Annotated in this window: 8 protein-coding genes and 1 pseudogene; all 9 read left to right on the plus strand. The window is 49.8% G+C overall.

The genetic code is table 11. From position 1 onward, the window contains the following. The coding region (locus ABFB09_RS09220; protein ID WP_347001206.1) for a hypothetical protein at positions 1-185 on the plus strand (185 nt) is incomplete at its 5' end. Further along, positions 152-2,437 carry a hydrophobe/amphiphile efflux-3 (HAE3) family transporter gene (locus ABFB09_RS09225; RefSeq protein ID WP_347001207.1) on the plus strand — a complete coding sequence of 762 codons (2,286 nt, stop codon included), beginning with the start codon at positions 152-154 and terminating at the stop codon, positions 2,435-2,437. The genes ABFB09_RS09220 and ABFB09_RS09225, both read left to right, overlap by 34 nt. Positions 2,438-2,501: 64 nt before the next feature. Then, a complete protein-coding gene (locus tag ABFB09_RS09230) occupies positions 2,502-2,642 on the plus strand; it encodes a hypothetical protein (RefSeq protein ID WP_347001208.1) in 141 nt (46 codons plus the stop codon). Between the two features lie 99 nt (positions 2,643-2,741). Further along, positions 2,742-3,578 carry a DegV family protein gene (locus ABFB09_RS09235; protein WP_347001209.1) on the plus strand — a complete coding sequence of 279 codons (837 nt, stop codon included), beginning with the start codon at positions 2,742-2,744 and terminating at the stop codon, positions 3,576-3,578. 620 nt (positions 3,579-4,198) lie between these two features. Then, complete coding sequence (locus ABFB09_RS09240; protein ID WP_347001210.1) at positions 4,199-4,435, plus strand: twin-arginine translocase TatA/TatE family subunit; 237 nt, start codon at positions 4,199-4,201, stop codon at positions 4,433-4,435. Positions 4,436-4,655: 220 nt separating this feature from the next. Next, entirely contained in the window at positions 4,656-4,922 is a 267-nt protein-coding gene (locus tag ABFB09_RS09245) for a twin-arginine translocase TatA/TatE family subunit (RefSeq protein ID WP_347001211.1), read from the plus strand. A 594-nt stretch (positions 4,923-5,516) separates the two neighbouring features. Continuing rightward, positions 5,517-5,789 (plus strand): annotated as a pseudogene (locus tag ABFB09_RS09250) (transposase); the annotation flags it as partial. A 931-nt stretch (positions 5,790-6,720) separates the two neighbouring features. After that, positions 6,721-9,819, plus strand: a complete 3,099-nt coding sequence (locus ABFB09_RS09255) for a DNA methyltransferase (protein ID WP_347001212.1) — start codon at positions 6,721-6,723, stop codon at positions 9,817-9,819. A 3-nt stretch (positions 9,820-9,822) separates the two neighbouring features. After that, entirely contained in the window at positions 9,823-12,969 is a 3,147-nt protein-coding gene (locus ABFB09_RS09260; RefSeq protein ID WP_347001213.1) for a DEAD/DEAH box helicase family protein, read from the plus strand. Positions 12,970-12,989 lie beyond the last annotated feature (20 nt).

Below are 12,989 nucleotides of genomic sequence, written 5' to 3' on the forward strand. Positions count from 1 at the left end.
GGACGGCGCTACTTTTCTTTGGACTCGATGAAGAAAACGCTGGAAGGGGCGCAGGAGGAACCCCTTCTCATGGCTTTACAAACTTAACTATTCAGGAAACCACCGATGATGAATTTACACCACTTGACGGGACACTACCTTTTTTAGGAAATTGGGCATATTTATTGAGAGCAAACGTTTATTAATTATTGCTGTCAGTGGAATACTTATTGTTGCCGCTCTCTTTGGGGCGACACAACTCAAACTATCTACAGGTGTCGAAACCTACTTATCCACTGATTCTCAGGCCTACCAGGATTACACGAAGTTTAACCAGCATTTCGGCAGCAGCGTTGTGGTAGTTTTGGTGACAGGTAATGATTTAACTCAACTACTGCAGCCCGCCAACATGACAGCGATGGAGACTGTCGAGAACCAGATGGGGACAAACCCAAATGTTATTTCGGCGCTAGGACCTGTCTTTTTCATCAAACAGGCGGTTGCTCAACAAACTGGTACCCCTGCTTTACCACTGGACCCCCAAATACTTCAGTCCATAGTCGTGGATTCCCAGAATGGCCAGATTCGACCCCAATTCAACAGAGTCTTGCCTGATGACCAGCACGCCTTGATCGCCATAGTGCTTAAGGGAGACTTGTCATTGGATGACCAAAAACTGGTAAGCGAAGAAGTTGAAAACATAGTCGCTACTGCCGGTTTCTCTGGAGTTGAGGCCGTAGTCACCGGTTTGCCTGCTGTCTTTGGCCAGCTAGAAGATATGATGTCCAGCAGTCTACTCAATATGTTCCTGTTTTCTATACTATTAATGCTTGTAATCCTGGCCGTGGTCTTTAGTGTTCGGGGTTTCTTTGCTTGGAGATGGTTGCCGCTGGGTATCGTGCTCATTGGGATCATATATACCTTTGGAATTATGGGCATGATTAACGTTCCTATAACTATGGTTACCATGGCAGTGTTTCCCATATTAATCGGCCTTGGGGTGGACTACGCTATTCAATTCCACAACCGCTATGACGAAGAGGTCAGGCGGGGTGAAACTGTAGCTGAAGCCATTATAGATTCTGTTACCCACATTGGGCCGTCAATTGGTATCGCCATTATTGCGGCCTCGCTTGGTTTTGCTGCTCTGTTCTTCTCGCCTGTTCCCATGGTCCGTGATTTCGGCCTTATGTTGATTATTGGCGTGATAGCCACCTACCTTGTAGCGCTGTTTTTACTTCTGGGCATCCTGTATCTGCATGATCGACGCAATGCAACCAAAACCCCAATAAACGGAAGAAAGGCTAAGGCGAAGCAGGATAAGGTTGGCTTTGTAGAAAGAGGCCTCGGAAAACTTGCGCCCTGGGTGACCAAAAATACGACCATCATCATCTCTTTGGCCTTGTTATTGACCATCGGGGGACTGATTAGTGACTCCCACATTGCCACCGAAACCGATGAGACCAAGTTTATATCTCAGGATTTTCCGGCGGTAAAGAATCTGTTGGCCCTTGAGAAAATAACCGGCGGAGTCAGTTCAATCAATATGTTGATCGAATCTAAGGACATCACTGATCCGTTGGTCATAGCCTGGATGGTGCAACTGGAACAGCGCATTATCTTGGAGCAACCCGAGTTTGTTACTGGTACTACCAGTATTACTAATCTAATCTTGCAGGCTACCGGCGGAGTGATGCCTCAAAGCTCTGTGCAAGTCAAGCAGATCTTGGGGCAACTTCCTGTACCCATCAAGAGGAACTTAATCACCGATGATTACACCACCGGTAATCTTGTGATTAGCATTAAGCAGTTAGAGATAGCCAAGATTCAGGAGGTAAGGGACCAATTAACCGGATATGTAGCCCCTCCTCCCGGCGTAAATGTCATCTTGACAGGAACGCCAATAATCGGAATCGAACTCTTTAACGCCCTGACTGATGGGCGCGTGCAGATGACCCTCATCGGAGTTGGCTTGATCTTTTTGGTTCTCTTTGGTCTCTTCAAGTTCAATCTGCCACGCGCCGTTCTAGCGGTCCTGCCCATCGGCCTTATCCTCGGTTGGTCAAGTGGCGTAATGTATCTATTGGGGATCAAATATACTCCCCTCACCTCTACCCTGGGAGCGCTGATCTTGGGTATTGGGGTGGAATTTACCATATTGCTGATGATGCGGTACTACGAAGAGAGGCGCAAGGGTGAAGGACCAGAGGAAGCGATGGCCACTGCCATGACCAAGATCGGTCGTGCCATTATCGCCTCAGGACTTACTGTAATCGGTGGCTTTGGCGCGCTATTGATCGCCAAGGATTTCCTGATACTGCGCGACTTCGGCATCGTCACCATGATCAATGTCTTCTTTGCCTTAGTCAGCACCCTGTTCGTATTACCGACTCTGATTGTCTGGGTCGACACTTGGCAGGAGAAACGCCGCCTGGTTGTAAAGTCGATCCGTAAATAGGAGCGAGAATGTTGTAAAGCAAGTGCCTATTTAATAGTCAATTAATAACTTGAAAGGGGGAGCGATGAGAATCAAAGAGGCGTTGCGGTGGTTGTTCGACAAGGTGATGGATCCCATTGTCGGCTTATGGGATTGGAAGGAAAGGGTTTGGTTTCGCAAGGGATGGTCACGACCGCTAAAAATTAAGCAGTCGGAAAAAGGTTAAACAAGATTTGGTGGTCTTCGTAGAACATGTCTAGTGCTACGTTGGGCGCAATTCATGTGGCAAGAAAATTTAGTCGTATGCTAAAAAAAGGGGGTTATTATGACCGTTAAGGTAGTTACTGATAGCACTGCTGATATTCCGCCTCAGTTGGTAAAAGATCTGGGCATTGTGGTAGTACCTTCATACGTGATCTTTGGAAGCAAATCATATCGCGGCGGGGTCGATATAGCCGAGGACGAGTTCTATCGTAAACTTCTTCATGAGTCTGTACTGCCTAAAACCTCCCAGCCTACCCCACAGGATTTCGTAGAAGCCTATACCCGGCTTGCAAAAGAAGCCGACGGTATTCTTTCTATTCATATATCTTCCAAGATGAGCGGCACAGTCAACTCCGCCGAACAGGCCAAAAAATTGGCCGAACTTAAATGCCCTATTGAAGTCATTGATACCCAGAACCTAACAATGGCATTGGGTTTGATTGTCATTGCTGCCGCCAGAATGGCCAGAGCAGGCAAGGAATTGACTGAAGTCGCCGATGCCGTTAGAAAGATGGTGCCTAATACCAGGCTACTGATCCTCTTTGACACGCTGGAATACTTAGCCAAGGGCGGTCGGATTGGCAAGGCCAAATCAATGCTCGGTTCAATACTGAATGTTAAACCGCTGTTGACACTCAAAGAGGGTGAATTTGTGCCAGCGAGTCAGGCGCACAGTCGCGCCAAGGGCAAGGAAAAACTGTTGGAGTTCCTAAAGAGTGCTAAAGATATCGAAGACCTAGCAATTATCTACAGCACCACTCCCGATGAGGCAAAAGAGCTAGCCGCTAGTATCATGGCTATCCATAAAGTCCAGGCACTTATCGCCCAAGTGGGTCCGGTGTTAGGCGTCCACAGTGGGCCGGGGGCGTTAGGCATTGCACTGAGAAGGAAGGAATAAGTTGTTGAGGTTAGTCGTCAACACCAAATTTCGGCAGGTTCATCCACATGCCCGTTGGTCTTAACCCGGATACCGACTTAATGCCGACTGGCGAGCAAAGGGAACTCTTGAGGCAAATTGGAGCACAGCGTATCCATAATCAGAAACCGATGTTTGTTGTTGATTTCTGGAACGATGCCCCCTGCGTTAATGGTTGCATCGCGGGAGGCCGTAGCTATTTTCATATAAATGCCCGCGGTTATGTGGAACCATGTATTTTGTCCATTTGGCAACCGACAAGGTTAAGCAAAAGAGCCTGAAAGAGATCATCAACTCATCCTATTTTGGGCGATTAGGGATAAGTAACCCTACGATAAAACCTGCTTCGTCCGTATATGATTATTGATCACTCGCAGGTACTCCGAGGTCTTTACGGTCTATGTAGTCCATACCCCACAGATGGCTCTACCCGTGAGCCTATTTCCACTCTTGCCATTGATTTAAACAACTACTCAAAGGAGGCAGCTAGAGTATTAGACCCGGTGTGGGAACGCGAATTCACTAAAAAGAGCTGATTATGCCACTTTAAAACAGTTACCAAAATATGATAGGTCATTATATGAAATATAGGGAGGTGCTGTATGCCATTCAGAATGGGACCAATGGAACTGGGTATTATTCTTGTAATCGTTCTTCTTGTCTTCGGGGTCGGCAAATTGCCTCAAGTTGGTGAGGCAATCGGTAAGGGGCTTAAATCTTTCAAGGACGGATCCTCTGGCGTTGATGAAAAAGTATCGCCGGAAGTGACATCAGAGACTACCGTGGAGGCACCCGAAGCGATTGCTCCCAAAACAGTCGAAGATAATTCCAAGACTTAGATTTAAGCGGGTGGGTGTCTGTACAATTTACCCTCTTATCTTGGAAGAATTATTAATACTTTCGCCGTTTTTTTGTTCCTAAGATTTGCTGATAGACGACAAGCTCAGCCAGTACTGGCAAGGCTATTCACCGGATTAAAGAAGAGCTTCATCCGGCGAGTTGTCGTGTGATTTGAACCGCTTGAAGCTCTAACGGATAACGATCTGGAGGTAACGGTTTATGGATTTTTTGGGCATGGGAACCTTTGAAATCATTACCATTCTTATTGTAGCCACCCTTATCTTTGGGCCTAACCGCATTCCCGAGTTCGCAAAGAAGGCTGGGGAGTTCATGCGTAGTTTCCGAAAAGTGACCGGTGATATGACCAAAGAGTTTGCCAAGGCTGTTGATAGTTCACCAACTAAAACTTCCGGAACTGGTAAATCTTCTGAACCTTTTATCGACATGGGCTTGGACGGATTTCTTAACACCAAAAATAAAAAGTAAGAGTGTTTCCGGTTTAGAAAGGCTACGTGAAAGATGACTGAAGAAAAGCGTTTTACCCATTAACCAGCATGTAACTGAAGTGAGGCAACGCTTTTTACGCTCTCTGATCGGCATTGTAATCGGGACAGTCGTGCCTAGAGGGAAGTAGACGACTGCTAGGTTAGAGTAAATATTCCAGCTAAGCTGAAGACTGATAGAAAGTAGCGTCTTTGCCATAAAACCGACGTAAAAACTCCACAAAAACGCCGAAAATGGTGGACGGTACTGTACGGTAGACAGAACTAGGATGTTTGAATTAACCTTCAGGGTTTAGCATTTCTCCAGGCTTTAAGTTCTCGCCAGCCAATTCGGCTATAACAGAATCCAACTGCCAGTCAAACGATAGGAATATAGCGATATCCACCGTTTTACCACTATTCTTATCCAGCACCGCTTCCTATCTCAGCCTCTTTTGCTACCGCCTAATTTATAGCCCAAACTGTCTGAAAATATAGAACATTCAGGGTGGAGTTTGCGATGTCCGATTAGAGTTTGAGTTGCTTCAGTTCCAGGTGACAGACCGATCAACGCGGTCAGTCGATTCGTCTGTACACTGCGTGCCGGGACATGAAGGTGATGCCGCATGTGGCGCGGAAGCAATACAGCCTTGTGGACGAGCGAACTACACGGCATGAAGGGTATAAGGTGAGTCAGCGGGTACGCAAGCGCGTTGAAGAGGTCTTCGGCTGGATCAAGACGGTGGGAGGAGGCAGAAAGCTCCGGTACAAAGGGATAGCGCGCAACCAACTCTGGGCAGAAATCACGGCGGCGGCTTACAATCTGGTGCGGATGGCCAAAATACCAGTCTCAAGCCCGGCACAGGGGTGAAGTGCGCCTACTGAGACCGAAACCAGGTCAAATTGGAGGTGGAAGACCCCCGAAAGGGTAAAACCCAGTTTAATATTCTTCCAATAACCCCCTCGGCCCTGAAATTTCCGCGGGGAATTCACCGAGAAGACCTTAATTCAGCACCCTGTAATTCAGCACCCTGAATATAAAACCGTTGTGAAAAACTTATAAAATCGGCTCGTGTGAAACCGTCAGGCTTTTTAAGTGGAGACCAAATCGCATCTCTGCCTTCCGGCCACAGCTTATCGGCTCGGAGTCTAAAAATCCGGGTCCGATAGCCCTCAAAAGACGGTGATGCTTCTATTTCCTCCAAACACGGAGCGATGTCAGTTGCTGTTGGGACGGTCCATGGCAGGCACAAGCGATATTCATCAGCGGGATTCTCACCAGCTTGCATTAGAGTTCGAATCAAGTAGTCAAGACGAAGACCGTACCTATCTTGAGTAAAGTCCTCTCGGCGTAAAGGGCGACACGAATTGTCGCTCTTTTTAAATTGCCTTCTAACGTACCCGCGACTATCACGGATTGCCAAGTCGTCGAACCTATCTTCAAGGAAGAACTTTTTATCTACAGTTAGAATTCCTGATTGGTTTGCAAGACACAAAGCCATAAAATATGCAGTAACTACATCTTGGTACATGTAGCCTCAATGTGCTGCCCCGAGGTTACCGTTTATTCGCGCCATTTGCCTATTATAACCTTTACCATAGGACGCTTACGAAACTATCTATTGTGGGAACAAGGAGTACCCGACCCACTTTGGCTAATCTAATTGGTGAATTCATATTTTCTGCACCGGCCTCATAGGGGTCGCAATCGTTTGACCACCAGGGATGTGCCTCATATAATACAGCAACACCTTGAACCAAATTAGCGTAGCCACCGTGCCACACTCGGAAAGAGGGATCTCATGACACAGGCAAGGGAAAAATTCCAGCAGCTCCTGCGCGAGCTTTTCCAATTCGACTGCTCCGATCTGGACTTCGGCATCTACCGGATCATGAACTACAAGCGGGATGTGATTGAGAAATTCATCGCGACTGACTTGCCCGAGACCATTGCTGCCGAATTGGACCGGGGCGCCCTGGCAAATCAATCACAGGCCGCTAAAGAATTAGCCGATGCCGCAAAGCAGATCACCGAAACCATAAGCAAAGATGCACTTGATGCCGACGGCAACCTGGCCGAAGCATTTCACGGTACGCTTCTGGGTAAACGGTATCTCGACCTTAAGACAAAGATTGGCGGCGGCCACGGCCGAGAAGCCTTTGAGGCAGGCATTTTCAACCATCTTTATTCGTTCTTCTCCCGCTATTATCAAGATGGCGATTTCATTTCAAAACGCCGGTACTCAAAGAGACAGAAGTACGCCATCCCCTACAACGGCGAAGAGGTGTATCTGCACTGGGCGAACCGCGACCAGTACTACGTCAAGACCGCCGAGCACTTCCGCGACTACACTTTCAAAGACCATTATGGAACGACCGTCCATTTTAAACTCCAAGAAGCTGATGTTGAACAGAACAATGTCAAGGGGGAAACACGGTTCTTCATACCCCGCATCAAAGAGATTGAATGGCATGAAGAAGCCAGCGAACTTTTAATCCCCTTCGAATTCAGGCCACTGACCGACCATGAATCCGTGACTTACAGCACGAAAAATCAGCAGGACAAGATCATTGCCGATATCGTCGATACTATTCCTAAAAGCCTGGAGAAGATAGAAAAAGCCCTACTTGCCGTGACAGCGGAGCGGCGTAAAACAAGCGACGGCCAAACCGTAACCTTCCTCGAACACCATCTGCGGCAGTACACCCGGCGGAACACTTCCGACTTCTTTATCCACAAGGACCTGAAGGGATTTCTCTCAGGGGAGCTCGATTTCTACTTGAAGAATGAGGTTCTCAACCTGGACGAAATGGAGACCGCCGGCGAGGACTGTTCCGAGGGCTGGTTCCAGGTCCTCCGAGTGCTCAAGGCCGTCGGCAGCCGAATCATCGACTTCCTCGAACAGATCGAGTCTTTCCAGAAAATGCTCTGGGAGAAGCGGAAGTTCATCACCGAGACGCAGTACTGCATCACGGTCAGCACCATCGATGAGAGCTTCTACCCCGAGATCGCCGCATGTGACGCTCAGTGGGCCGAATGGAAAGAGCTGTTCCACATCAACGAGGAGCAATCCGACCTATTCACCAACGGCAAGAACAGGAAAGACAGGCGGATCGCGTTCCTCAATGCCCAGCCAACGCTGGTACTCGATACAAAGCATTTCCCTCAACCGTTCACCGATCGCATGCTTGGGTCATTTGAGGCGCTAGATGCTGTGCTCGATGGGTTGCTTATTCGTAGCGAGAACTTCCAAGCTCTGACCATGCTGCTCGACTCACTCCGTGGCAAGGTTGAGTGCATCTATATTGATCCGCCGTACAACACTGGCGACTCAGAGATTCTTTACAAGAACGAGTACCTGCGTTCGTCGTGGCTATCGTTGATGGAGAATCGGCTTGCTGTAGCGATGCGACTCCTCACGGACGATCCGGTACTATTCATTGCGATTGACGACTTTGAAATGGCCGATTTATCTGAATTAGTTGACAAACACTTTCCTCTCCTTCGTCGCGAGATGATTATCGTCAATCACCATCCCCAGGGCGGAAAGGCGAAGGTATTGGCCAATACCCACGAGTACATGCTGGCGTGCGTACATCGTGATTCGGATCGCACCTTATCTGGCCGAATGAGCAAGAACGGAGTAGAACTCAGGCCGTTCAAACGCAGTGGCACGGCAGAAAGTAACTTCCGACATGGGCGGCCGAATAGCTTTTATGCTGTCCTAATCGATCCGGACACGAAGGAAGTTGTGGGCATTGAACCACCGCCAGACCGACACCAAGACTATCCCACTGGAAAAACCAAAGATGGCTTTATCCGAATCTACCCGCTGAGCGGCCAACCCAACGATCCACCGGATCGAAGGGAACGGGTTTGGCGTCGGTCATATGAATCATGCCAAGCCCTAATCGAGAAGAAGCAACTTCAAAGCAGCGACAACCTGACGATTTACCAGTTGATCGAGGCTCAGGATCGAACCGCCGCTCTATTTAGCAACTGGGTCAATCCGCGATACAACGCAGGCACCTTCGGCGCTAACCTTGTTGGCGACATTATTGGCGAACACAATCCGTTCTCCTATCCAAAGTCAGTCCACACAGTAGGGGACGCCATCTTTGCGGCAGGAGTCGAAGATGATGCTTATTGCGTTGACTTCTTTGGTGGCTCGGGAACAACCGGTCACGCAGTCATTAATCTCAACCGTGAGGATGGAGGCAATCGTAAGTTCGTAATGGTAGAAATGGGCCAGTACTTCGACACGGTGCTTCTGCCTCGCATCAAGAAAGTGACCTTCGCCCCGGAATGGAAGGACGGCAAGCCCAAGCGCATGGCTACGACAGAGGAAGCCGAACGAAGTCCGCGCATCGTCAAATACATGCGGCTGGAAAGCTATGAAGATTCTTTGAATAACATCGCGTTTGACGAGGCATCGGGCCAAGGCGCACTCAAGTTCGATGACTACCTGCTGAAGTACATGCTCAAGTGGGAGACGCGAAGGAGCGACACGCTTCTCAATGTCGAGAAACTTGCCAAACCGTTCAACTACAAACTCGTGTTATCGAGGGGCGCCGAGTCGGTCGAAAAGATGGTGGACATTCCGGAGACCTTTAACTACCTGTTAGGGTTGCATGTCACAACGCGCAGGGTCTTTGACGACGATGGGCGACGATACCTGGTGTATCGTGGCCGGATCGATCACAGGCAGGTGGTCGTTATCTGGCGTGATACGGACGGCTGGCAGAAAAAGGAATTTGAACAGGACAAGAAATTCGTGACCGACCAAAAACTAACGGAAGGCGCGGACGAGGTCTTCGTCAACGGCGATTCATTCATTCCTAACGCCAAAGCCCTCGAGCCGGTATTCAAAGCCCGGATGTTCTCAACGGTGGAGGCGTAGCCGATGTCCCGAACAAGCAATGGTCGCCCTGAGTATGTGAAACTCGAACAGCGACTCGCCCTGCTGGCGTGGCTCAACGGTTTGTTCGGTTACGAGAACAACCGCGACCTATTGGCCGATGTGAGCGCGGCCGCAGAGGGATTCGATGCGTCAGGGCGTAGTTACGTTCATTACCAGTTGATCGCCCGTGGCGACAAGGTGAAGGTGACTGCGGTTAATCTGGCCCGCTATGACGACAACATACGCGAACATCTGCGAGCCATGAACGCCCGCCACCCAGAGCCGATCGCGCTACGTTACTTCCAATATCTGGCGGTGCTCTATACGGAAATATTCCTTGACGCCTACTTCAACCGGCGTCGGGAACTGCTTAGAGAACTCAACGACTTCGTCAACAAGCGCAACACCGCCAAGAGTGCCGGAGACCCTAAGGACGCGAATTTCACCGAGTCGGACTTGAAGAAGCTCGCCTTCTGGATGGCAACCGGGAGCGGCAAGACACTAATCATGCACATCAACTACCGACAGTTCCTGCACTACAACAACCTGCCGCTAGACAATATCCTCTTGATCACACCGAACGAAGGATTGAGCGAACAGCATATCGAGGAAATGACCGCATCGAACATTCCGTGCGACCGCTTCGACATCAACGAGAGCGGACTTGGCCTCACCGAGAAGTATGCCGTTCGCGTCATCGAGATCACGAAGCTGGTCGAGGAGAAGCGCGGCGGTGGGGTTAGTGTCCCGGTCGAATCGTTCGAAGGCAATAACCTGATTTTCGTCGATGAGGGTCACAAGGGGTCGGGCGGCGAAGCGTGGCGCAGCTTCCGCGATGCGTTAGGCCAGACTGGGTTCACATTTGAATACAGCGCCACATTCGGCCAGGCCCTGACAGCGGCCCGCAACGACAGCCTGACAGCCGAGTACGGAAAAGCAATCGTCTTTGACTACTCATATCGATACTTCCACGGTGACGGATACGGTAAAGATTTCCGCATCCTAAATCTGATGGAGGAAACCACCGAAGATAAGACCGAGACGCTGCTCTTGGGCAATCTGTTATCGTTCTACGAGCAGCAGCGGGTATTCGAGGAACAAGGAGATAATCTGCACCCTTACAACTTGGAGAAGCCGCTTTGGGTGTTTGTCGGTAGCAGCGTGAACGCCGTCTATACTGAAAACAGGGAAAAGCGAAGCGATGTGTTGACCGTGGCGCGATTCCTCCACCACGTTTTGGAGAACAAACACAGTTGGGCAATCAAGGCAATCGGTAAATTGCTCGACGGTAAAACTGGGCTAGTCGATCCTGACGGGCAGGATATTTTCGCTGAGAAGTTTCAGTATCTCCGCGCGGCCGGCGCAGATGCCGAAGCGACCTACCAGGGCATTCTGACTAAAGTGCTCCACACGCTGACAGGCGGCAGCCTTCATATGTGCGACCTAAGGGGACGCGCTGGGGAGTTGGGACTCAAGGCCAGCGGTGCAGAGGATTACTTTGGCTTGATCTATATTGGTGACACCAGCACTTTCAAGAAGCTTGTCGAGGCAGATGATTCCGGTATCGTTCTCGAAGCGGACGCCATCACGGATTCGCTGTTCGAGGGGATCAATGAGCCGGATACGAGCATCGAGATTCTGATAGGCGCGAAGAAGTTCATGGAGGGCTGGAACTCCTGGCGTGTGTCGAATATGGGTCTGCTCAACATCGGACGCAAAGAGGGATCGGAGATTATCCAGCTCTTCGGGCGAGGCGTACGACTGCGCGGCAAGGACTTCACACTGAAGCGCAGTTCCGCCCTTGATGGCAACCACCCGAAGCAAATTCCGCTATTGGAGACGCTCAACATCTTTGCTGTCCGGGCCAATTATATGACGCAGTTCCGCGAGTACCTCGAGAAAGAGGGCGTCGAGACACAAAGCGATGTGGAGTTGGCATTGCCGATCTGGGCGAATGACAACTTCCTAGATCAGGGTTTGGTCGTGCCGCGTGTGCCGGATGATCGCAACTTCGCGGATGAAATTGACGTTCTGCTCGATGTTGATACGGGTATTCGGGTTCGAGTGGATATGTCGCTGAAGATTCAATCGTTGGAGAGTGGTGCCGATGGATTGACGGCCACAGCGGTGAAGACCAGCAGGGAGCGATCAATTCCTGCCGAGAGTCTGATGCTTGTGGATTGGGAGAAGATCTACATAGACCTACTCGAGTACAAAGAGCGGAAGGGCATGCGCAATTTGGCGGTACGTCCTGACGTGCTACATGCAATCCTGTCGAGAACCGAGCCTACCAGGCTTTATTCGCTCGTGGTCGACGAAGTGGCCGTCAAGCCGACGTCTTTCGAAGGTACCGCCTTGCTCAATGAAGCGGCGCTGACCATCCTTCGGAAGTACACCGACAAGTTTTACCGTGTCCAGCAGGAGCGATGGGACTTGGATCATATGGTCTATAAGACGCTCGACCGTTATGACACCAACTTCCAGGACTACACCCTCAAGGTGGCGAGAAACGAAGTCCAGTTAATTAATGCCATTCAGACGCTTATTGATGAAGGCGAAAGCATATACAAACAGGACTTGCACGACTTGCCCTCTATACATTTTGACCGTCATCTTTACCAGCCACTGTTGATCGAGCAAGGAGATAAAATACGTAGCGACCCACCGGGTCTGAAGGATAGCGAGCGTCAGTTTGTAGAGGACCTGCGGGCATACTGCTTTGCCGAGAAGGACAAGTCCCTAGCGGAGGCCGAAATCTTCCTTCTCCGGAACCTGAGTCGCGGTAAGGGCATCGGCTTCTTCGGAGAGCGCGGCTTCTACCCCGATTTCATCCTTTGGCTCAAGACAGCCGAGAGACAGCGCATCATATTTATCGAACCGCATGGTATGTTGCATGCCGAAGCATATCAGCACGATGATAAAGCCAGGCTTCATGAATCACTTCCGTTGTTGGCGCTGGAGATGAGTAAAAGGTCAGGATTAACGGACGTTAGCCTGGACTCATTCATCGTGTCTGTGACATCGTTCGAGGATCTCCGTAAAAAATACGACGACGGCACTTGGAACAAAACCAAATTCGCAGAAGCCCACATTTTATTTCAAGAAAGATCGGCAGCATACGATTATATCCATCTTCTCGTGACATCTTGAGACCAAGACAGAAAAAAAAA

Origin of the sequence: Dehalogenimonas sp. THU2 (assembly GCF_039749495.1) — a bacterium.
Classification (GTDB): Bacteria; Chloroflexota; Dehalococcoidia; order Dehalococcoidales; family Dehalococcoidaceae; genus Dehalogenimonas.

Bases quoted from the DNA above. Each gene is read 5' to 3' on its own strand.
- ABFB09_RS09230 (WP_347001208.1), top strand. From the start codon at position 2,502: ATGAGAATCAAAGAGGCGTTGCGGTGGTTGTTCGACAAGGTGATGGAT.
- ABFB09_RS09235 (WP_347001209.1), top strand. From the start codon at position 2,742: ATGACCGTTAAGGTAGTTACTGATAGCACTGCTGATATTCCGCCTCAG.
- ABFB09_RS09240 (WP_347001210.1), top strand. From the start codon at position 4,199: ATGCCATTCAGAATGGGACCAATGGAACTGGGTATTATTCTTGTAATC.
- ABFB09_RS09245 (WP_347001211.1), top strand. From the start codon at position 4,656: ATGGATTTTTTGGGCATGGGAACCTTTGAAATCATTACCATTCTTATT.
- ABFB09_RS09255 (WP_347001212.1), top strand. From the start codon at position 6,721: ATGACACAGGCAAGGGAAAAATTCCAGCAGCTCCTGCGCGAGCTTTTC.
- ABFB09_RS09260 (WP_347001213.1), top strand. From the start codon at position 9,823: ATGTCCCGAACAAGCAATGGTCGCCCTGAGTATGTGAAACTCGAACAG.